The organism is Streptomyces sp. NPDC045701, assembly GCF_056432045.1.
This window is the reverse complement of record NZ_JBWKJV010000002.1, coordinates 169,716-189,741: the sequence shown is the minus strand read 5'-3', so window position 1 is coordinate 189,741 and position 20,026 is coordinate 169,716. Positions and strand designations below refer to the sequence as shown.

19 protein-coding genes and 2 tRNA genes are annotated in these 20,026 nt (G+C 70.7%); 12 read left to right on the top strand and 9 right to left on the bottom strand.

Going from position 1 to position 20,026, the window contains the following annotated elements; genetic code table 11:
• Positions 1–14 precede the first annotated feature (14 nt).
• The 4 genes from AC07DW_RS03110 to AC07DW_RS03095 all read right to left on the bottom strand — a co-directional run bounded on the left by AC07DW_RS03110 (position 15) and on the right by AC07DW_RS03095 (position 4,892).
• Positions 15–659: a superoxide dismutase gene (locus AC07DW_RS03110; protein WP_478855866.1), complete on the bottom strand. Its 645-nt coding sequence runs from the start codon at positions 657–659 to the stop codon at positions 15–17.
• Positions 660–735: 76 nt separating this feature from the next.
• Positions 736–1,785 (bottom strand): glycerophosphodiester phosphodiesterase family protein, encoded by a 1,050-nt coding sequence (locus AC07DW_RS03105; RefSeq protein WP_478855865.1) that lies wholly within the window; start codon positions 1,783–1,785, stop codon positions 736–738.
• Between the two features lie 146 nt (positions 1,786–1,931).
• Entirely contained in the window at positions 1,932–3,344 is a 1,413-nt protein-coding gene (locus AC07DW_RS03100) for an amino acid permease (RefSeq protein ID WP_478856047.1), read from the bottom strand.
• Between the two features lie 162 nt (positions 3,345–3,506).
• Positions 3,507–4,892: an amino acid permease gene (locus AC07DW_RS03095; protein WP_478855864.1), complete on the bottom strand. Its 1,386-nt coding sequence runs from the start codon at positions 4,890–4,892 to the stop codon at positions 3,507–3,509.
• Positions 4,893–5,146: 254 nt separating this feature from the next.
• Between AC07DW_RS03095 and AC07DW_RS03090 the strand changes: the two genes are divergently transcribed.
• On the top strand, positions 5,147–5,731 hold the full coding sequence (locus AC07DW_RS03090; protein ID WP_478855863.1) for a biotin transporter BioY: 585 nt from the start codon (positions 5,147–5,149) through the stop codon (positions 5,729–5,731).
• A gap of 297 nt (positions 5,732–6,028) precedes the next feature.
• On the opposite strand, the gene AC07DW_RS03085 is transcribed toward AC07DW_RS03090, so the two are convergent.
• Positions 6,029–7,462, bottom strand: a complete 1,434-nt coding sequence (locus tag AC07DW_RS03085; RefSeq protein WP_478855862.1) for an amino acid permease — start codon at positions 7,460–7,462, stop codon at positions 6,029–6,031.
• 149 nt (positions 7,463–7,611) lie between these two features.
• Here AC07DW_RS03085 and AC07DW_RS03080 point away from each other — a divergent pair, with 149 nt between their 5' ends.
• Together AC07DW_RS03080 and AC07DW_RS03075 are read left to right on the top strand one after the other, a co-directional pair.
• The gene (locus AC07DW_RS03080) at positions 7,612–8,106 is read left to right on the top strand and encodes a ribose-5-phosphate isomerase (protein WP_478855861.1); all 495 of its coding nucleotides are present in this window, start codon (positions 7,612–7,614) and stop codon (positions 8,104–8,106) included.
• Entirely contained in the window at positions 8,106–8,915 is an 810-nt protein-coding gene (locus AC07DW_RS03075) for an Fpg/Nei family DNA glycosylase (protein ID WP_478855860.1), read from the top strand. The genes AC07DW_RS03080 and AC07DW_RS03075 overlap by 1 nt, the downstream gene beginning before the upstream one ends.
• Here AC07DW_RS03075 and AC07DW_RS03070 read toward each other — a convergent pair.
• Positions 8,903–10,132: a GNAT family N-acetyltransferase gene (locus tag AC07DW_RS03070; protein WP_478855859.1), complete on the bottom strand. Its 1,230-nt coding sequence runs from the start codon at positions 10,130–10,132 to the stop codon at positions 8,903–8,905. The genes AC07DW_RS03075 and AC07DW_RS03070 overlap by 13 nt on opposite strands.
• Positions 10,133–10,239: 107 nt before the next feature.
• Here AC07DW_RS03070 and AC07DW_RS03065 point away from each other — a divergent pair, with 107 nt between their 5' ends.
• Both AC07DW_RS03065 and AC07DW_RS03060 read left to right on the top strand, forming a co-directional pair.
• Complete coding sequence (locus tag AC07DW_RS03065; protein ID WP_478855858.1) at positions 10,240–11,385, top strand: SpoIIE family protein phosphatase; 1,146 nt, start codon at positions 10,240–10,242, stop codon at positions 11,383–11,385.
• A gap of 11 nt (positions 11,386–11,396) precedes the next feature.
• Complete coding sequence (locus AC07DW_RS03060; RefSeq protein ID WP_478855857.1) at positions 11,397–11,852, top strand: HD domain-containing protein; 456 nt, start codon at positions 11,397–11,399, stop codon at positions 11,850–11,852.
• A 31-nt stretch (positions 11,853–11,883) separates the two neighbouring features.
• Here the strand turns inward: AC07DW_RS03060 and AC07DW_RS03055 are convergent, their stop codons facing one another.
• On the bottom strand, positions 11,884–12,981 hold the full coding sequence (locus tag AC07DW_RS03055) for an acyltransferase family protein (RefSeq protein WP_478855856.1): 1,098 nt from the start codon (positions 12,979–12,981) through the stop codon (positions 11,884–11,886).
• 399 nt (positions 12,982–13,380) lie between these two features.
• Here AC07DW_RS03055 and AC07DW_RS03050 point away from each other — a divergent pair, with 399 nt between their 5' ends.
• Together AC07DW_RS03050 and AC07DW_RS03045 are read left to right on the top strand one after the other, a co-directional pair.
• The gene (locus AC07DW_RS03050) at positions 13,381–13,575 is read left to right on the top strand and encodes a hypothetical protein (RefSeq protein WP_478855855.1); all 195 of its coding nucleotides are present in this window, start codon (positions 13,381–13,383) and stop codon (positions 13,573–13,575) included.
• A 67-nt stretch (positions 13,576–13,642) separates the two neighbouring features.
• Positions 13,643–14,008, top strand: coding sequence for a cupin domain-containing protein (locus AC07DW_RS03045; protein ID WP_478855854.1), 366 nt, complete (start codon positions 13,643–13,645; stop codon positions 14,006–14,008).
• 93 nt (positions 14,009–14,101) lie between these two features.
• Here AC07DW_RS03045 and AC07DW_RS03040 read toward each other — a convergent pair.
• Positions 14,102–14,175 (bottom strand) — tRNA-Gly (locus AC07DW_RS03040).
• Positions 14,176–14,307: 132 nt separating this feature from the next.
• Between AC07DW_RS03040 and AC07DW_RS03035 the strand changes: the two genes are divergently transcribed.
• From AC07DW_RS03035 to clpX, 5 genes are all read left to right on the top strand, one after another.
• Positions 14,308–14,384 (top strand) — tRNA-Pro (locus AC07DW_RS03035).
• Positions 14,385–14,558: 174 nt separating this feature from the next.
• Positions 14,559–15,947, top strand: a complete 1,389-nt coding sequence (tig, locus tag AC07DW_RS03030; RefSeq protein ID WP_478855853.1) for a trigger factor — start codon at positions 14,559–14,561, stop codon at positions 15,945–15,947.
• Between the two features lie 267 nt (positions 15,948–16,214).
• On the top strand, positions 16,215–16,820 hold the full coding sequence (locus AC07DW_RS03025) for an ATP-dependent Clp protease proteolytic subunit (RefSeq protein ID WP_478856046.1): 606 nt from the start codon (positions 16,215–16,217) through the stop codon (positions 16,818–16,820).
• 59 nt (positions 16,821–16,879) lie between these two features.
• On the top strand, positions 16,880–17,539 hold the full coding sequence (locus tag AC07DW_RS03020) for an ATP-dependent Clp protease proteolytic subunit (RefSeq protein WP_039946446.1): 660 nt from the start codon (positions 16,880–16,882) through the stop codon (positions 17,537–17,539).
• Positions 17,540–17,675: 136 nt separating this feature from the next.
• A complete protein-coding gene (gene clpX, locus AC07DW_RS03015) occupies positions 17,676–18,959 on the top strand; it encodes an ATP-dependent Clp protease ATP-binding subunit ClpX (protein ID WP_031070473.1) in 1,284 nt (427 codons plus the stop codon).
• Positions 18,960–19,034: 75 nt separating this feature from the next.
• Here the strand turns inward: clpX and AC07DW_RS03010 are convergent, their stop codons facing one another.
• Complete coding sequence (locus tag AC07DW_RS03010) at positions 19,035–19,991, bottom strand: hypothetical protein (protein WP_478855852.1); 957 nt, start codon at positions 19,989–19,991, stop codon at positions 19,035–19,037.
• Positions 19,992–20,026: the final 35 nt, after the last annotated feature.

The window sequence follows — 20,026 nt, the reverse complement described above, 5'->3', positions numbered from 1 at the left end:
GGGCGCCGGGTGCGTCAGGGCGCGATCAGCGGGGTGCGCTCCTTGGCCCGGGCGTAACGCTTCGCCACGTCCTGCCAGTTGACGACCTCCCACATCGCCTCGATGAAGTCCACCTTCTGGTTCTTGTACTGCAGGTAGAAGGCGTGCTCCCAGGCGTCGAAGACCAGGATCGGCACCGAGCCCTGACCGACGTTGCCCTGGTGGTCGTAGACCTGCTCGACGATGAGGCGGCCGCTGACCGGCTCGTACGCCAGGACGCCCCAGCCCGACCCCTGGGTCGTCGCCGCGGCCTTGGACAGCTGGGTCCTGAACCTGGCGAACGAGCCGAAGGAGGCGGCGATCGCGTCGGCGAGCTCGCCCACGCCGTCCGCCGCGAGCGGCTCGCCACCGCCGCCGTTCCTCTTGCCCGTCATGTTGTGCCAGTAGATGGAGTGCAGGATGTGGCCGGAGAGGTGGAAGGCCAGGTTCTTCTCCAGGCCGTTGATCGCGCCCCACTGCTCCTTGTCGCGGGCCTCCTCCAGCTGCTCCAGGGTGTCGTTCGCGCCCTTGACGTAGGCGGCGTGGTGCTTGTCGTGGTGCAGCTCGATGATCTGCGGGTCGATGACCGGCTCGAGCTCCGCGTAGTCGTACGGAAGTTCAGGGAGTGTGTAGATCGCCATGTCCGAGCCCTCCGACTGCTGCTTATTGCGAACCATATGCAAATGCAGGCTAGCAGCAGTAAGCCGGGGTTGTTGATCAGTCCTTCGTCCGGGGACGCGCGTCGCGGGCGAACACCGCCAGATCGGGGAAGTCGGTCACCACCGCGTCCAACCCGAGCGCGATGTGCCGGTCGTACTCGGCCAGGGCGTCCCCGAAGGCGTCCGGGTCGGTGCCGCGCCGCAGCTCGGCCGGCAGGTACCGGTTCTCGGCGCGGAAGGTGTAGGCGCCCACCTTGAGCCCCGCCGCGTGGGCGTCCGCCACCAGCGTCGAGGGCGGCACCAGGGACGACTTGTCGGGCCCGATCCACCGCGCGTAACGGGCGATCGCCCGCAGCCCGGCCGGGGTCGACATGTCCTGGTACGTCAGGGGGTGCCCGTACGGGCCGCCGGTGGTGCCGAGGGCCTGCCAGAGGGGCACGCCCAGCCCTTCCGCGGCGAGCCGCAGCAGGCTCGACGGCTCGAAGGACTGGATCACGCACTCGCGCGGCCCCAGCCGGTTGCGGCGCACGCAAGCGGCGAGGACCGGCTCCAGGGGCAGGCCGAGGGAGCGGAAGTACGCCGGGTGCTTGGTCTCCGGGAAGACCGTGACGGTCCGCCCGTGGCGCCGGGACAGCCGCCGCGCCAGGTCGACCACCTCCTGGAACGTCAGCACTTGCTGGTGGCCGTCGAAGACGGTGTTCCTGTTCCGTACCAGGGGCAGCCGCTCGACCGCCCGGAGGGTCTTCAGCTCCGCGAGCGTGAAGTCCTCGGTGAACCAGCCGGTGACGGCCCGTCCGTCGACGGTCTTCGTGGTGCGGCGCCCGGCGAACCCGGGGTGGCGGGCGACGTCCGTGGTGCCGGAGATCTCGTTCTCGTGGCGGACCACGAGGTGGTGGTCCCGGGTCGCGACCAGGTCGGGCTCGATCCAGTCGGCGCCGGTCTCGACGGCGTACGTGTAGGAGGCGGCGGTGTGTTCCGGGCGCCAGCCGGCCGCGCCCCGGTGGCCGATCACCAGTGGCCCCGGGGCCGCCGAGGCGCGGGCGGGGGAGGCGGACAGGGAAGCGGCGGCGGTGGCGCCCGCCGCGAGGAGTACCGAGCGTCGTCTCATGGCCCCGGACGCTAGGCCCCCGGCGGTGGCGCCACCGGGTCGGTTCACCCCCCGTGCGGCCAGGTTTCACCTGCCGTACCGCACCGGACCGCGCAAAAGGAGGAGCCCCGGCGCACGACGCGCCGGGGCCCTTCCCACCGTCACCGTCAGACCTTCGCGGACTCCTTGCGGGTCACCTGGAGGACGTAGCCGCCCACCGCGAGCGCCAGCGTCAGCGCGCCCGTGGCGTACAGCTGGTCGCGCGTGCCCTCCTCGCGGGCCATCAGCACGAAGACCGCCGCCATGCCCGCCAGCGCCGCGTACGTCAGGTAGGGGTACGCCCACATCCGCACGACCAGCTTCTCGGGCGTCTCGCGCTCCAGCCGGCGCCGCAGCACCAGCTGCGAGACCGCGATGAAGATCCAGACGACCAGGATGATCGCGCCGATCATGTTGAGGAGCCAGAGGAAGACGTCGTTGGGGCGCCAGTAGCTGAGCAGCACGCACACGAAGCCGATCACCGACGACATCAGGACCGCGACGCGCGGCACTCCACCGGAGATCCTGCCGAGGGCCTTCGGCCCCTGCCCGCGGGCCACCAGCGAGTTGGCCATCCGGGAGGCGCCGTAGATGTTGGCGTTCATCGCGGAGAGCAGGGCGACCAGCACCACGACGTTCATGATCTGGCCGGCGTAGGGGATGTCCAGGTGCTCCAGCGTGGCGACGTACGGGCCCTTGGCGGCGACCGCCTCGTCGGTCCACGGCAGCAGGGTGACCACCACGGCCATCGAGCCGATGTAGAAGACGCCGATCCGCCACATCGCCGTACGGACGGCCTTGGCGACGCCCTGCACCGGGTGCTCGGACTCGGCCGCCGCGATCGTGACCGTCTCCAGACCGCCGTACGCGAAGACGGAGGCGAGCAGGCCGACGATCAGGCCCTCGGAGCCGCTGGGCATGAAACCGCCGTGCCCGGTGAGGTTCACCGTGCCGGGGGCGTCCGTGCCGGGCAGCAGGCCCGCGATCGCCAGGACGCCGATGCCGAGGAAGATCACGATCGCGCCGACCTTGAGGGCGGCGAACCAGAACTCGAACTCGCCGAAGTTCCTCACGGCCGCCAGGTTGGTCGCGCAGAACACCACCATGAAGAGGGCCACCCAGGCCCACTCGGGCGTTCCCGGGAACCAGCCCGTCATGATCTTCGCGGCGCCGATGCCCTCCAGGCCCACGGCCACGCAGAGCAGGAACCAGAACGACCAGCCGGCGGTGAAGCCGGCCCACGGCCCGATGGCCCGCTCGGCGTGCACGGAGAAGGAGCCGGACGCCGGGTTGGCCGCCGACATCTCGCCCAGCATGCGCATCACCAGCATCACGAGCGCGCCGGAGACCGCGTACGCGAGGACGATCGAGGGCCCGGCGGCGGCGATGGCGGTGCCGGAGCCGACGAACAGGCCGGCGCCGATGACACCGCCGAGGGCGATCATCGACAGGTGGCGTTGCTTGAGGCCGTGCGTGAGCGGCGCGTCGGCCGGCGCCGGCTCGACCGGGGTCGAGTCGGCGGGCGCGGAGGTCCGAGACATGGGCATGCCCTGTTCAGTAGCTGAGACGGGGTGCGGTGTGAGGTAGCGCCCGACGGGTCAGGGCGCGGCCCACAGTCTGGGCGGGCGCACCGTTCACAGGGAACAGCCGCCCGCTATACGGACACCGTGCTCACACAAAGTGAAGGTTCGCGCACACAATCCTCACACGGTCCGGGTGCGGGCCTCCCGCGCCCACGCCACCGCCAGCACGGCCCCGGTGGCCGCCGCCGACCACAGCACCTGCGGCCGCGACACGTCGTCCAGCAGCATCAGCACCAGGACCGCCGCCATCGCCGCGAGCGCGGCCCACGTCAGATACGGGAAGCCCCACATCCGCAGCGTCAGCCGCCCGGGCGCCTCGCGCTCGATCCGCCGCCGCAGCCGCAGCTGTGACACCGCGATCAGGCTCCAGACGAACAACAGCACGGCACCGACCGCGTTCAGCATGTAGAGGAAGACCGAATCCGGCCACTTCAGATTGAGCAGGACGGAGACGAAGCCGAACGCCACCGACGCCAGCACCGCCCTGCGCGGCACCCCGCCCTCCGACACCGCCAGCAGCCCCTTGGGTGCCTCGCCGCGCTCCGCGAGTGAGAAGACCATCCGGGAGGAGCCGTACAGGTTGGCGTTGAGCGCCGACAGCAGCGCCACGAACACCACGACGTTCATGATCTGCCCGGCGCCCGGCACCCCGATCGCGTCCAGCACCGCGACGTACGGGCTCTGCCCCGGCCGCATCGACGTCCACGGCAGCAACGTCACGATGACCAGCATCGAACCGACGTAGAAGAAGAGGATCCGCCACACCGCGCTGCGCACCGCCCGCGCCACGTTGCGCGCCGGGTCCTCGGACTCGGCGGCCGCGATCGTCACGACCTCCAGCCCGCCGAACGCGAACACCACCGCCAGCACCCCGGAGACGACCCCGTCCCAGCCGCTGGGCAGGAAACCGCCCCGCCCGGTCAGGTTCGCCAGGCCCACCGGCTCCGTGTCCGGAAGCCATCCGCCGACGGCGAGCACCCCGAGGACCAGGAACAGCACGATCGCGCCGACCTTCAGCGCGGCGAACCAGAACTCGAACTCGCCGAAGTTCTTCACCGCGGCCAGGTTGGCGGCCGTGAAGACCACCATGAAGACCAGCACCCAGGCCCACTGCGGCACCCCGGGCACCCAGCCGTTCGCGATCCTCGCCGCACCGGTGGCCTCCACGGCCAGCACGACGACCAGCAGGAACCAGTACAGCCAGCCGACCGAGAACCCCGCCCACCGGCCGAGCGCCCGCTCCGCGTGCACCGAGAAGGCGCCCGACGCCGGCATCGCCGCCGACATCTCCCCGAGCATCCGCATGATCAGCATCGCGAGCGCACCCGCGATCAGGTACGACAGCACGATCCCCGGCCCGGCGACCGCGATCCCCGCGCCCGAGCCGACGAACAGCCCGGCGCCGATCACCCCGCCCAGGCCGAGCATCGTCAGGTGCCGCTGCTTCAGCCCGTGCGACAGGGGTTCGGGCGCCGGGGCGAGCGGCGGGGTCGGGGCATCGGGCATGGGGCACTCGTACTCTCGCGTCATTGGAAGGACCCCACAGTCTCTCCACTCGCGCCCCGCCGACGCAAAAGGGACCGTTCACCCGGCCTCCCCAGTGACGAGCATCACGCCGATCGGCGTGTATCCGGCCTCTTTGTGCGAACCCCACCAATGCCCCGTCGGTCGCTTGTGGTCGGGGGACGGTGATCGGGCGTTCACCCGTGGGCTACGGTCAGCCTGTTCCGTACCGCCCTTGAGCCCCCGCCGGAGTCCCGATGAGCACTGCCGCCGCCCCCGCCCGCCACGGAGTGGTCCTCGCCGACCTGCTCCCGGCCACCCGCGCCCGCGACATCGCGCTCGTCGCCGGTGGCGCCGTGCTCACCGGCATCGCCGCCCAGATCGCCGTGCCGGTCCCCGGCTCGCCGGTCCCGGTGTCCGGCCAGACCTTCGCCGCCCTGCTCGTCGGCACCGCGCTCGGCGCCCGCCGCGGCTTCCTGTCCCTCGCCCTGTACGCGGTGGCGGGCGTGGCCGGCATGCCGTGGTTCGCCCAGGGGACGTCCGGGTACGCCATGCCGTCCTTCGGCTACATCCTCGGCATGCTGCTCGCCGCCACCGTCGTCGGCGCCCTCGCGCGGCGCGGCGCCGACCGCTCCGTGGGGCGGATGGCCGGCACCATGGCGCTCGGCTCGCTGATCATCTACGCGGTCGGCGTGCCGTACCTGGCCCTGGCGACCGGTATGACGCTGCCGCAGGCCGTGGCCGCGGGCCTGACGCCCTTCCTGATCGGCGACGCCCTCAAGGCGGCGCTGGCGATGGGCGTCCTGCCCACCGCGTGGAAGGCCATCGGCCGGAAGGGCTGACGCCGTAGTTCCGCGTTCCGCGAGAAGAGGCTCGCCGGGTCCTGCCGCACCGTGACCCGGGCGAGCCTCTTCGCCGTTTCCGGGGCGTACGAGCCCGTCGTGGCCGCCCCGCCGCGGCAGAGCCCGGTCACCGGCCCGCGTCACCGGCCGCGCCGGGGAGCCCGGCCGGCTCCGGCGGCGTGCGGCGTCGCCGGGGCCGCACGCGGTCATGGAAAAGGCCCTCCGCGCACGCGGTGTGCACGGAGAGCCTCCGCCGGTACCCGACGCGAACCGCCGGGTACCGCGACCACTGTTCACTCAGCCCCGCAGCCGCGCCCCGCGCACGCGGTCGAGCACCACGCCGATGGCCACCACGACCGCCGCGACCAGCGTCGACAGCAGGACGACCTCGCGGTTGTCCTTGTCGTAGACCATGTAGACCAGCACGAAGGTGATCATCGCGGCGGTGGCCCACGTCAGGTACGGGAAGAGCCACATCCTCACCGTGAGCTTCTCGGGCACCTCGCGCAGCAGGATCCCGCGCATCCGCAGCTGCGTGAAGCAGATGACCAGCCAGACGAACAGGGCGACAGCGCCGGAGGAGCTCAGCAGGAAGTCGAAGACCGTGTCCTTGAAGGCGTAGTTGAAGTAGACGGCGGCGAACCCGAAGGCGACCGAGGCCAGGATCGCAGCGGTCGGCACACCCTTGGCGTTGGCCCTGGCGAACATCTTCGGCGCGTCACCGCGCTCGCCCAGCGAGAACGCCATGCGGGAGGCGGTGTACAGGCCGGAGTTCAGACAGGACAGCACGGCCGTCAGCACGATCACGTTCATGATCTGGCCGGCGTGCGGGATGCCGATGGAGTCCAGGGCGGCGACGTACGAGCCCTTCTCGACGATCGACTCGTCGTTCCAGGGCAGGAGCGTCAGGACGACGAAGATCGAACCCAGGTAGAAGACGGCGATGCGCCAGATCACGCTGTTGGTGGCCTTGGTGACCGCGCGCCGGGGGTCCTCGGACTCGCCGGCGGCCAGCGTGACGATCTCGCTGCCCATGAAGGAGAAGACGACCATCAGGACGCCGGTGAGGATGGCGCCCGCGCCGTTCGGCATGAAGCCGCCGGCGTCCGTGAGGTGGGCGAGACCCGCGCCCGGGTTGTCGGAGCCGGGCAGGAAGCCGAACACGGCCAGCAGGCCGATGACGACGAAGGCGCCGATGGCGACGACCTTGATGCCCGCGAACCAGAACTCGAACTCGCCGTACGACGAGACCGAGGCGAGGTTGGTGGCGGTGAGCACCACCATCACGATGAGCGCCCAGGCCCACTGCGGCACGGCCGGTACCCAGCCCTCCAGGATCACCGCGCCCGCGGTCGCCTCGACCGCCAGCACGACCACCCAGAAGAACCAGTACAGCCAGCCGATGGAGAAGCCCGCCCAGCGGCCGAGCGCCCGGTCGGCGTACGCCGAGAAGGAGCCCGAGTTGGGGCTCGCGGCCGCCATCTCGCCGAGCATCCGCATCACGAACACGACCATCGCGCCGACGAGCAGATACGACACGAGGATGGCGGGGCCGGCCTTGGCGATGCCGCCGGAGGACCCGACGAACAGGCCCGCGCCGATCACTCCGCCAATGGCGATCATGGACAGGTGGCGGTTCTTGAGCCCCGCCTTGAGACCGTCGGAGGACTGCGGAGTACCGGGTTCGCCGGCCGTCCCGCCTTCCTTATGCAGGGTCTGCTGCGTCGTCATGAACGATTCCTTACGTCTGGGGTGCACTCGGGTCACGAGCCCGTGCATGCAAACACGAGAACGGGAGAGGCCGAAAGACCCGATTCCGGATCGTGATGCGAGGGCCCCGCCGAACCGCCCCGCACCGCGCGCGTGCCACACTCGGACCCATGCGCGTGTACCTCGGCTCCGACCATGCCGGCTTCGAACTCAAGAACCACCTCGTCGAGTGGCTCAAGGCCCATGGCCACGAGCCCGTCGACTGCGGGCCCCACATCTACGACGCCCAGGACGACTACCCGCCGTTCTGCCTCCGCGCGGCCGAGAGGACCGCCGCGGACCCGGACAGCCTGGGCATCGTCATCGGCGGCTCCGGCAACGGCGAGCAGATCGCCGCGAACAAGGTCAAGGGCGTACGGGCCGCGCTCGCCTGGAGCGAGCAGACGGCGGCGCTCGGCCGCGAGCACAACAACGCCAACGTCGTCGCGATCGGCGGCCGCATGCACTCCGTGGAGGAGTCCACGAAGTTCGTGGAGACCTTCCTCAGCACCCCGTACTCGGGTGAGGAGCGTCACACCCGCCGCATCGAGATGCTCTCGGCGTACGAGACCACCGGCGAGCTCCCCGCGATCCCCGCCCACCACCCGCAGGAGCCGACCGCCTGATGCCCGAAGGGCACACGATCCACCGACTGGCCGCCGACCACCGGGAACGGTTCGGCGGCCGGTCCGTGCGCGTGACGAGCCCGCAGGGCAAGTTCGCCGACGCCGCCGCCCTGCTCGACGGCACGGTGCTGGAGGCCACCGAGGCCCATGGCAAGCACCTCTTCCTGGGCTTCGGCGGGGACGAATGGGTCCACATCCACCTCGGCCTCTTCGGCAAGGTCACCTTCGGCGGCGCGCCCGCCCCGCCGCCCACCGACACGGTCCGGCTGCGCATCGCCGCCCCCGACGCGTACATGGACCTCCGCGGCCCCACCACCTGCGCGCTGATCACCGATCCCGAGAAGGCCGCGATACACGACCGCCTCGGGCCCGACCCGCTGCGCGACGGTGACGACCCCGGCAAGGCGTGGCGGCGGATCTCCCGCAGCCGCACCACCATCGCCGCCCTGCTCATGGACCAGAAGGTCATCGCCGGCGTCGGCAACGTCTACCGCGCCGAGGTCCTCTTCAGGCACGGCATCGACCCCTACCGCGCGGGCGAGGACCTCACCCGCGACGAGTGGGACGCGATCTGGGCCGACCTCGTGACGCTCATGCGCGAGGGCGTACGCGCCAACCGCATCGACACCGTCCGCCCCGAGCACACCCCCGAGGCCATGGGCCGCCCGCCGCGCGTCGACGACCACGGCGGAGAGGTCTACGTCTACCGCCGGGCGAACCTGCCCTGCCACGTGTGCGGCGGCGCGATCCGCACCGCCGGCCTCGCCGCCCGCAACCTCTTCTGGTGCCCCGCCTGTCAGAAGCCGTGAGGCAGCCAGGGCGCGACCGCCGAGCCGAAGGCCAGTGACGCCTCCGCCAGCGCGCCCCGCCGCAGCTCCCGCACCAGACCGGCGCCCGCCAGCGACGCGAGCGACACCCCGCCCAGGTACGCCGCGCCCAGCTCCCGCACCGACAGGGCCAGGTCCGCGGCGTCGTCCGTACGCGAGCACGCCGCGCCCTTGGGATCGCCCGACAGCCGCCACCGCCCCGTGTTCCAGGGGCAGAAGGCGTCGTCCACCTCCAGGACCACGTCCACCGGCGCCCGGTACGCGCGTGCCTCCAGCGCGGCGGGCAGGTCCACCAGCCGCGCGTGCAGGCCGTCGCGCTCCCGCAGGTCGCAGCGCCGGAGGTCGGACACCAGGTGCTGCCACGGGTCGTCCACCGGGCAGTTGCCCACCTGGAGCGTCGAGGTCAGGTCGATCCCGCACAGGAACCGCCACAGCGCCGCGTACGCCACCGGGTCCAGCGCCCCCAGGTGCCGCAGCCGCACCGTCCCCTTCGGCCCCGCGGGCTCCCAGTCCGGCTTGACGCTGTACAGCGCGAACCCGGCCACCTCGCCGTCCCGCTCCGCCAGGACGCAGTTCAGCGGCGACCCGCCCTCCCGGCTCCCCGGCGGGTCCAGCAGCGGCAGCCGCTCCCAGCCGGGACGGCGGGCGATCATCCCCGGCCGCCGCGGGACCAGCCGCCCGTACACGGACTCGCACGCGGCGCTCGCGTCCTCCGGCGCCACGAGCCGCAGCGCCACGTCGTCCGTCCCGTCCGGTACGGACAGACGCACCCGATCCGTATCGATCTGCGCGCGCAACTGCCGGGTGGCGATCCCGTACCCGAACCGCCCGTAGATGCCCGGCTCCGACGCCGTCAGCACCGCCAGCGGCTCGCCCCGCGCGAACACGTCGTCGAGCTGACGCCGCATCATCGACGTGAGGATGCCCCGCCGCCGGTGCGTCGGCACCACGCCGACCATCGTCACGCCCGCCGCTGGTACCAGCGCGCCACCGGGCACCGACAGCCGGAACGAGAACGCCCCGGCCGTACCGACGCACACGTCCCCGTCCCAGACGCCGATCGAGCGCTCGCACTCGGTGAACGCGTGCCACAGCGCACGTTCCTCGGGCCCTTCCGGCACCCCGCCGAACGCCATCTCCAACTGCCCGTACCAGTGGTCCCATTCGGCCGCACGCAGCACGCGTAGGTCTGTCGTCATATGCCATGCGTACCAGGGCCTCCACCACCGGGGCGACCCAATTTCGAACGCAATGTCGCAGGGGTCCCCCTGCACGGGGCCCGGCCGGGTGGATAAGGTCCAGCCCAATGGCCCGAGACGCACGACTGGACGCGTACCCGGCCCGGCTGCGGAGGTCCGTCCGCCGGGTCAAGGTCGGCCTGCGCAAATCCGGCGTCGACTACTTCCGCGGCGACGGCTCCGACTGGATCGCCCTGGCCGGACTGCTCCTCACCGTCCCGGCGATCACGCTCCTGACCATCGCCAACCCCGTGTGGGCGGCCCCGGCCGCTCTCGTGCTGCCCATCGTGGCCGGTGGCCTGCTGCTGCGCCCGGCGAGCCTGCTCGCCCTGTACGCGGCGGCCGCCGGCGCCCTGATCGTCGAGTCCGCCGTCCTCGGCCCCTACCCGGAGGGCGCCGCCCGCGTCACGCCCGGCACCGTCCTGGTGGTCGCCGCGTGCGGGCTGTTCGGGCTGCTGATCGCCCAGTTCCGCGCCAGGGTCGGCGTGCCCTGGCGGCGGGGCGGGACGATGCTGTTCGACCTGCGCGAACGCATCCGGGTGCAGAGCGCCCTGCCCCGGCTGCCCAAGGGCTGGCACCACGAGATGGCGCTGCGGCCGGCGGGCGGCCAGTCCTTCTCGGGCGACTTCGTCGTCGCGGCCCGGACGCACGGCGGCCGCACCCTGGAGGTCGTCCTGACCGACGTGTCCGGCAAGGGCATGGACGCCGGCTCCCGCGCCCTGCTGCTGTCCGGTGCCTTCGGCGGGCTGCTCGGCTCGCTGCCGCCGCACGGCTTCCTGCCGGCCGCCAACGGCTACCTGCTGCGCCAGGACTGGGACGAGGGCTTCGCCACCTCGATCCACCTGGTGCTGGACCTCGACTCGGGCGATTACGAACTGCTGTCGGCGGGCCACCTCCCCGCGCTCCAGCTGCACGCCGGCAGCGGCCGGTGGGAGGAGAAGTCCGGCGAGGGCCCGCTGCTGGGCGTGTACGACCGTGCCGAGTTCCACCCGGTCAAGGGGGCGTTGCGGCCCGGGGACGTCCTGATGCTGTTCACCGACGGCCTGGTGGAGGCCGCGGACCGGGACATCGCCGAGGGCATCGACCGGCTCACCGGCGAGGCCGACCGCTGTGTGGCGTCCGGCTTCGAGGGCGCGGCCTGGCACCTGATCGAGGCGTGCGCGAAGGACGTCAACGACGACCGCGCGCTGCTGCTCATCACCCGCGAACCGTAGGGAGCGCCCCCATGCCGTACCTGACACCGGACGAGGTCGAGGCGATCGCCGTGGAGGCCCACGCGGGCCAGACCGACAAGGCGGGCCGCCCCTACGCCGAGCACCTCCGGGCGGTCGCCGAAGGTGTACGGGCCCGGGGCGGCGGCGACGACCAGGTGTCCGCGGCGTGGCTGCACGACGCGGTGGAGGACGACAGGCTGCCCGAGTCCTGGCTCCGGGCCGCCGCCCTGCCGCAGGCCGTCAAGGACATGGTGCTGGCGCTCACCAAGCGGCCCGGCGAGGACCTCGAGGCGTACACCGCCCGGGTCCTGGCCGTGCCGGGCGCCCTCCTCGTCAAGGAGGCCGACCTGGCGCACAACGCCGACCCGGACCGCCTGGCCGTCCTGGACGAGGCGACCCGGGCCCGGCTGGCGGCCAAGTACGCGCGCACCCGCGCCCTGCTGGGGCTCGGCGGCCAGGCGTATTGAGCCGCGCGATCGTTCACGCGGGTCGACACACCTAGGGCGTGCCCCGCCGGAAGGCCCACTCCAGCCGCGGCTCGGTCACCCACCGCAGCGCCCGCCGCACCGGCGGGGTGCACAGGGCCGTCACCGCGGCGGCGGCGACCACCGTGACGGCCACCCTGCCGAGCGGGGTGCCGAGCCCGTACCCGGGCACGAGCGCCCAGTAGTCCATGGCCTTGACCAGGAACCCGTGCAGCAGGTAGCCGCAGATGGTGCCCGCCCCGAGGACGGTGAACCAGGTCCGCCGGCGCGGCACCCAGGCGAGGAACGCCGCGGTGAGCACCAGGGCGCAGCCGAACAGCGCGAAGGTCATGACCGGCCCCGCCCACCAGGGCGCGCCCAGCTCCTCGGCGCTGGTGCTGCGGTAGAACCAGCCCATGCGGAGGTCCGGCGCGATCCAGTAAGTGAACGCCAGGGCGCCCAGCGCCACCGGTACGGCCGCCGCCCGGACCGCGCGGCGCCGCACGAGCTCGAAGTGCCCGGGCTCCAGCGACAGGCCCAGCACGAAGAACGGCAGGAACTGCAGCACCCGCTGGAGGTCCAGGTCCTGGCCGATGCCGGGGGTGAGCGAACCGAGCGCCGCGACGGCCAGGGCGACGGGGAGGGGGTGGCGCAGACCGCGCCACAGGGGCGTGGAGAGCCGCCAGACGAACAGGGCGATCAGGAACCAGGTGAGGTAGATCGGGTCGGTCAGGCTGATGGCCTGGTCGGGCGTGTGGCCGGCCCAGCGCCGGTAGAGCGAGTACGCCACCTCGAACACCAGGTACGGCACGACCAGACCGGTGACCAGGCGCCTCAGTTGGTCGGGCCGGCCGGTGAAGCTCCGCGAGAAGTACCCGGAGATCAGGATGAACGCCGGCATGTGGAACGTGTAGACGAACATGTACAGCGCCCGGGTGGCCCGGCTGCCGTCCATGACGGGCTCCCAGGCGTGCGCCATGGCGACGAGCACGATCGCCAGGTACTTGGCGTTGTCGAAGAACGCGTCCCGGCCGGGTCTGTCCGCCCCGCCTCCGCGGGCGCTCCTGGTGGTCTCGGGCTCCCTGACCGGGGGGAGCAGGGTCTGCTGATTTCCATGCGGCGCCTGGAACATCTGAGGCACCCTAGCCACGCCTCCGGCCATGCGTAAAACCCGGGGAAACCCCGCTGCATTCATATCTGACACCACCCTAGACCGCATGATATGCCCCGATTAATCCCCCACAAATAGGGCAAATTCTTATGCCGTCTTCGACGGAGAATTACTGGCCGGACACGCTGAGAATTTCCTGTGACCAATATGTGTGCGGCAAGGGACGGGTCCACTGAATTCACCGTCCGTCTTTCCGGACGCCCACCGGGGCGGCCGGAGCCCGTCCGCGAACTCGTGCGAACGATGTGTCAGCGGGCCCCACACGGGGAGATGTTGATGGCACGATGGACCGAACGGGGGGCGCCGAGCAGCGCACCCCGGGGCCGGCAAGGCGGACCGACCGAGGGTGTGTGATCAGTTGTGGCCATTTCACTGTCCGTGGTGGTGCTGTTGGCGGTCATCCTCGTGGTGCTGATCCGCGGCGGCTCCCTCAAGGCCGGGCCGGCGGTGGTCGCCGTGCTTTTCGGCTTCTTCCTCGCCTCGTCCGGCATGGCGCCGTCGATACAGCGATTCCTCGACTCGGTCGCGGCCACGATCAACCAGATCAGTTTCTGAGGGGGCTCCGGTCGCCGCGCCTCCCCGACCGGCCGAGACTGGAAGGGAACCCGTGCGAGGAGGAGCCATGACGGCGACGACACGCGCCGACACCCCGGTCGCCATCGAGGGCGGCGGCGTGGAACTGCGGATGCGGGAGGTCGGAGGCGACACGACGGCGGCCTTCGTCACCCTTCCCGGAGGCACCGACATGCGGCCGGCCCTCAAGGGCATGCCGGACGACCTGTGCCAGTGCCCCCACTGGGGCTACATGTTCAAGGGCCGGCTGCGGATGTACACCAAGGACGGCCACGACGACTACGAGGCGGGGCAGGCCTTCTACTGGCCGCCCGGCCACGCCCCCGAGGCCCTGGAGGACTGCGAGTACCTCGACATCTCGCCGAGCGGCGCGTTCCACGAGGTGATCGACCACCTCAAGGCCAACATGGCCTGACGCTGAGCCCCCGCTTCCGGGAGCCCGGAAGCCCCGCGCGCCGGAAACGGAGACGGCCCGGGGAGAGACGTCTCTCGCCGGGCCGCGGCCGGATGGAGCGGGCGACGGGAATCGAACCCGCGTAGCTAGTTTGGAAGACTAGGGCTCTACCATTGAGCTACGCCCGCGAGCAACGCACCGAGGGTCACCGACCCCGGCGCGAACGCATGGTCATCGTAGCGGGTCGGGCCCGGTCGTCGCACACCCCTCGATCGTGCCGACTCAGCGCCGTGGGGCATGTACCCTACGTGTCGCACCGACGGGGTGTGGCGCAGCTTGGTAGCGCGTCCGCTTTGGGAGCGGAAGGCCGTGGGTTCAAATCCCGCCACCCCGACCACACCGGAAGCGCCGGATTATGTGCGCTACCAAGATCACATTGTGGGCCTCATCCCGCTTGCGGTTACTATGCAAGCTGCGTGCCCGTGTGTCTCTCTGACCGGGCCGAATCGGCCGGAACCGCCGCAAGCGGCACCGGCAGAATCCAAGAATCAGCCACCAAGGAGACCGAACCGTGAAGAGCGCCGTGGAGACCCTGAACCCGACCCGGGTTCGGCTCACTGTCGAGGTGCCCTTCGAGGAGCTCAAGGACAGCCTCGACGCGGCGTACAAGAAGATCAACCAGCAGGTCACGGTCAAGGGCTTCCGCAAGGGCAAGATCCCGGCTCGTGTCATCGACCAGCGGTTCGGCCGTGGTGCGGTGCTGGAGGAGGCCGTCAACGACGCCCTCCCGAAGTTCTACACCGAGGCCGTCAACGAGGCCGAGGTCAACCCGCTGGGTCAGCCCGAGGTCGACATCACCGAGCTGAAGGACGGCGAGCTGCTGGCCTTCACCGCCGAGGTCGACATCCGCCCGTCGATCGAGATCCCGGACTACTCCGGCATCGAGGTCACGGTCGACGCCGTCGAGGTGTCCGACGAGGACGTCGAGAAGTCCGTGGAGCAGCTGCGCGACCGCTTCGCCTCCACCAACCCGGTCGAGCGCGCCGCCGCCGAGGGCGACGTCGTGACGGTCGACCTGGAGGCCAAGGTCGACGGCGAGGTCCTCCCGGACGGCGTCGCGAGCGGCGTGCAGTACACGATCGGCTCCGGTGAGCTCCTCGACGGCATCGACGAGGCCGTCACCGGCCTGGAGGCCGGCGGCGAGGCCACCTTCACCTCCGAGCTGAAGGGCGGCTCCGCCGAGGGCAAGGAGGCCGAGGTCACCGTCAAGGTCACCCAGGTCGCCGCCCGTGAGCTCCCCGAGCTCGACGACGACTTCGCCCAGATGGCGTCCGAGTTCGACACCCTCGAGGAGCTGAAGGCCGACAGCCGCAAGCGCCTCGAGAACATGAAGCGGTACGACCAGGCCACCCAGGCCCAGGAGCGCGTCCTGGACGAGCTGCTGAAGCTGGCCGAGGTGCCGATCCCCGAGAAGCTCCTCGAGGACGAGGTCAACACCCGCAAGCACAACCTGGAGCACCACCAGCTCGGTCAGATGGGCCTGACCCTGGAGAAGTACCTGGAGCTCCAGGGCAAGACGGTCGAGGAGTTCGAGACCGAGACCCGCGAGCAGGCGGTCAAGGGCATCAAGACCCAGTTCATCCTGGACGAACTGGTCAACAAGGAGAAGCTCAACGTCAACCAGGAGGAGCTCACCGAGCACCTCATGCGGCGTGCGGCCTCCTCCGGCATGAGCCCCGACCAGTTCGCCAAGGCCGTCGTCGAGGGCGGCCAGGTGCCGATGCTCGTCGGCGAGGTCGCCCGCGGCAAGGCCCTCGCGGTCGTCGTCGAGGCCGTCAAGGTCGTCGACACCAACGGTGAGCCGGTCGAGCTCGACGACGACGAGGACGAGACCGCCGAGACGGCCGAGGCCTCCGCCGAGGAGTCCGAGGACAAGGCCGAGGACAAGACCGAGGCCTGACACAGCCCGGACCCGGCACGAACGGTCCGACGGGCCCGATCCGCACCCGCGTGCGATCGGGCCCGTCGCCGTACGGGCCCCGGCCGTCCCTCGTCGGCCCAACTACCTTGCGCTCCCAGCGAACAGTTCGGGAACCGGGATGGCGTTGTCCGACCTGCGCGTTAGGGTCCATGAATACGAGGGCAGGGGAGTACCCGCCCCCAGTACGCAACACGCTGAGACGGCCGGAGCCGTCAGAGACGAGCAGGTGGATACGTGACGAATCTGATGCCTTACGCCGCGGGTGAGCCGTCCATCGGTGGTGGCCTCGGCGACCATGTCTACAACCGGCTGCTCGGCGAGCGGATCATCTTCCTCGGCCAGCAGGTCGACGACGAGATCGCCAACAAGATCACCTCGCAGATGCTTCTCCTTGCCGCCGATCCGCACAAGGACATCTACCTGTACATCAACAGCCCGGGTGGCTCGGTGACGGCCGGCATGGCCATCTACGACACCATGCAGTACATCCCGAACGACGTCGTCACCATCGGTATGGGCATGGCGGCCTCCATGGGCCAGTTCCTGCTCACCGGCGGCACCCCCGGCAAGCGCTTCGCGCTGCCGAACACCGACATCCTGATGCACCAGGGCTCCGCCGGCATCGGCGGAACCGCCTCGGACATCAAGATCCAGGCCGAGTACCTCCTCCGTACGAAGAAGCGCATGGCCGAGATCACCGCGCGCCACTCCGGCCAGAGCGTGGAGACGATCATCCGTGACGGTGACCGCGACCGCTGGTTCACCGCGGGGGAGGCCAAGGAGTACGGCCTGATCGACGACATCATGTCTGCCGCCGCGGGCGTTCCGGGCGGTGGCGGCACCGGCGCCTGAGCCGGCCCGCCCCCTGCCTCCCAGCCCCGCCGAACGCCACCAGGATGGTGAACACCCTTATGAGCAACTTCTCCGCGAGCGGCCTCTACACCGGCCCGCAGGTGGACAACCGGTACGTCGTCCCGCGCTTCGTCGAGCGCACCTCGCAGGGCGTGCGTGAGTACGACCCGTACGCGAAGCTCTTCGAGGAGCGCGTGATCTTCCTCGGCGTGCAGATCGACGACGCCTCCGCCAACGACGTCATGGCGCAGCTGCTGTGCCTGGAGTCGATGGACCCGGACCGCGACATCTCCATCTACATCAACAGCCCCGGTGGCTCCTTCACCGCGCTGACGGCCATCTACGACACGATGCAGTTCGTGAAGCCGGACATCCAGACGGTCTGCATGGGCCAGGCGGCGTCCGCCGCGGCCGTGCTGCTGGCCGCCGGCACCCCCGGCAAGCGGATGGCCCTGCCGAACGCGCGCGTGCTGATCCACCAGCCGTCCGGCGGCACCGGCCGCGAGCAGCTCTCCGACCTGGAGATCGCGGCCAACGAGATCCTGCGCATGCGTACGCAGCTGGAGGAGATGCTGGCCAAGCACTCCACCCAGCCGATCGAGAAGATCCGCGACGACATCGAGCGCGACAAGATCCTCACGGCCGAGGACGCCCTGGCGTACGGCCTGGTGGACCAGATCGTCTCCACCCGCAAGAGCACCGCAGCGGCGGCAGCCTGACGCCCCCACCTTCCCTTGGCACGGTGTGAACCGTGCCAAGGGGGGCCCGAACACGGGGCCCGGCAAGGTACCGTCGAATATGAGGCACCAGGAGTCGGCTGAACCAAGCCGCTCCCAGGCGAAGGGGAAGCACCTCGTGGCACGCATCGGTGATGGCGGCGACCTGCTCAAGTGCTCGTTCTGCGGAAAGAGCCAGAAGCAGGTGAAGAAGCTCATCGCAGGTCCCGGTGTGTACATCTGCGACGAGTGCATCGACCTCTGCAACGAGATCATCGAGGAGGAGCTCGCCGAGACCTCCGAGGTTCGGTGGGAGGAACTTCCCAAGCCGCGCGAGATCTACGAGTTCCTCGAGGGGTACGTCGTCGGGCAGGAGCCCGCGAAGAAGGCCCTCTCCGTCGCTGTGTACAACCACTACAAGCGCGTCCAGGCCGGTGAGAACGGCGGCGCGCAGGGCCGGGACGACGCGATCGAACTCGCCAAGTCCAACATCCTGTTGCTGGGCCCCACGGGCTCCGGCAAGACGCTCCTGGCCCAGACCCTGGCCCGGATGCTCAACGTCCCGTTCGCCATCGCCGACGCGACGGCGCTCACGGAGGCCGGGTATGTGGGCGAGGACGTCGAGAACATCCTGCTGAAGCTCATCCAGGCCGCCGACTACGACGTCAAGAAGGCCGAGACGGGCATCATCTACATCGACGAGATCGACAAGGTCGCCCGTAAGAGCGAAAACCCGTCGATCACCCGCGATGTGTCGGGCGAGGGCGTCCAGCAGGCCCTGCTCAAAATCCTCGAAGGCACCACGGCCTCGGTCCCCCCGCAGGGCGGGCGCAAGCACCCGCATCAGGAGTTCATCCAGATCGACACGACGAACGTGCTGTTCATCGTGGGCGGCGCCTTCGCCGGTCTGGAGAAGATCATCGAATCGCGAGCGGGCGCCAAGGGCATCGGCTTCGGTGCGACGATCCGCTCGAAGCGGGAGATCGAGGCGAGCGACCAGTTCCAGGAGGTCATGCCGGAGGACCTGGTGAAGTTCGGGATGATCCCCGAGTTCATCGGCCGGCTCCCCGTCATCACCTCGGTCCACAACCTGGACCGCGAGGCGCTCCTGAAGATCCTCGTCGAGCCCCGCAACGCGCTGGTCAAGCAGTACCAGCGCCTGTTCGAACTCGACGGCGTCGAGCTGGACTTCGACCGCCCGGCCCTCGAGGCCATCGCCGACCAGGCCATCCTCCGCGGCACCGGCGCGCGCGGCCTGCGGGCCATCATGGAGGAGGTCCTGATGTCGGTGATGTACGAGGTCCCGTCCCGCAAGGACGTGGCCCGCGTGGTCATCACGGAGGACGTCGTCCACAACAACGTCAACCCGACCCTGGTCCCGAGGGTCGTCAAGGACCCGGGCCGCCACGAGAAGTCCGCGTAGCGGCCACGCACACCGAAGGGCGCCCCGCCGGTTCCAGCGACCGGCGGGGCGCCCTTCGATGTGTCGCGCGGGGCATCAGGCCTTGACGCGGACCTCCTTGCGGAGCTTCGCGGTCGTGTCGGCGGCCGCGGCCGGGTCGCCGCCCTTGCCGGTCATGGCACTCGCCATGTCGATCGGCATCACCATGCCGAGGGTGCTGTGGTCGCCCCAGACGCACACGGTGAGCGTGACGTCCTTGGGACCCTCACCGGACGAGGCGCCCGTGAGGCCCTTCATCTGCTGGCACTTCAGGACGGCGTTCTCCAGCCCCGCCGGCTCGTAGGCCTGCGGGCTGCCGACCAGCTTGGCGTCGCCGTCGGCGTCCTTCTCGGACTCCGCCTTCATGTGGGCGAAGAAGGCGTCCACCACCTTCTCGGGGTCCTCGATCTGCCCGTAGACGCCGCCGAACTGAAGCATCTTGGAGGCGAAGGGGTTGCTCTCGTCGCCGGCCTGGTACCCCGCCTCGACCTCCTTGGCGTCCTTCACACCCCACGCGGCGGCTTCCTTGAGCAGGTCCTCGTCGTCGGACGAACCGCCGTCGCTCTTGCCCTTCTTGTACTCGCCGAGCACCTTCTCCGGCGTCACCAGCTTGTGCGGGCCGTCGTCCGCGAGGTCCGCGCCGCCGCCCGAGCCGCCGAGGACGAAGTACGCGCCCACGGCGATGGCCGCCACCGCCGCCACGGCCCCGAGGATCAGGCCCGTCTTCTTCCTGCCGCCGCCGGGGGCCGGCGGGGGCGGGGGGTAGGCGCCGGGGCCCGCGCCGTAGGGGGGCTGCTGCGGGGGCTGGCCGTAGGGGCCCGGCTGGCCGGGCTGGCCGGGCTGCTGGGGGTAGCCGTAACCCTGCGGGGGAACGCCCTGCGGGGGCGGGGCCTGCTGGGGATAGCCGTAGCCGGGCTGGGGCGCCTGCGGCTGCTGGCCGTAAGGGCCCGGCTGACCGTACGGTCCGGGCTGCTGGGGCTGTCCGCCGTACGGGCCCGGCTGGTTGTGACTCATTTAAGGGGTTCCCCCATCCGAATGCTTATGCGTTC

Coding starts and splice junctions, on each gene's coding strand:
- AC07DW_RS03025 (WP_478856046.1), top strand. CDS start 16,215: ATGCCTTACGCCGCGGGTGAGCCGTCCATCGGTGGTGGCCTCGGCGAC.
- AC07DW_RS03060 (WP_478855857.1), top strand. CDS start 11,397: ATGCCGTACCTGACACCGGACGAGGTCGAGGCGATCGCCGTGGAGGCC.
- AC07DW_RS03085 (WP_478855862.1), bottom strand. CDS start 7,462: ATGACGACGCAGCAGACCCTGCATAAGGAAGGCGGGACGGCCGGCGAA.
- AC07DW_RS03020 (WP_039946446.1), top strand. CDS start 16,880: ATGAGCAACTTCTCCGCGAGCGGCCTCTACACCGGCCCGCAGGTGGAC.
- AC07DW_RS03045 (WP_478855854.1), top strand. CDS start 13,643: ATGACGGCGACGACACGCGCCGACACCCCGGTCGCCATCGAGGGCGGC.
- AC07DW_RS03090 (WP_478855863.1), top strand. CDS start 5,147: ATGAGCACTGCCGCCGCCCCCGCCCGCCACGGAGTGGTCCTCGCCGAC.
- AC07DW_RS03010 (WP_478855852.1), bottom strand. CDS start 19,991: ATGAGTCACAACCAGCCGGGCCCGTACGGCGGACAGCCCCAGCAGCCC.
- AC07DW_RS03095 (WP_478855864.1), bottom strand. CDS start 4,892: ATGCCCGATGCCCCGACCCCGCCGCTCGCCCCGGCGCCCGAACCCCTG.
- AC07DW_RS03075 (WP_478855860.1), top strand. CDS start 8,106: ATGCCCGAAGGGCACACGATCCACCGACTGGCCGCCGACCACCGGGAA.
- AC07DW_RS03055 (WP_478855856.1), bottom strand. CDS start 12,981: ATGTTCCAGGCGCCGCATGGAAATCAGCAGACCCTGCTCCCCCCGGTC.
- AC07DW_RS03070 (WP_478855859.1), bottom strand. CDS start 10,132: ATGACGACAGACCTACGCGTGCTGCGTGCGGCCGAATGGGACCACTGG.
- AC07DW_RS03105 (WP_478855865.1), bottom strand. CDS start 1,785: ATGAGACGACGCTCGGTACTCCTCGCGGCGGGCGCCACCGCCGCCGCT.
- AC07DW_RS03110 (WP_478855866.1), bottom strand. CDS start 659: ATGGCGATCTACACACTCCCTGAACTTCCGTACGACTACGCGGAGCTC.
- AC07DW_RS03100 (WP_478856047.1), bottom strand. CDS start 3,344: ATGTCTCGGACCTCCGCGCCCGCCGACTCGACCCCGGTCGAGCCGGCG.
- AC07DW_RS03080 (WP_478855861.1), top strand. CDS start 7,612: ATGCGCGTGTACCTCGGCTCCGACCATGCCGGCTTCGAACTCAAGAAC.
- AC07DW_RS03065 (WP_478855858.1), top strand. CDS start 10,240: ATGGCCCGAGACGCACGACTGGACGCGTACCCGGCCCGGCTGCGGAGG.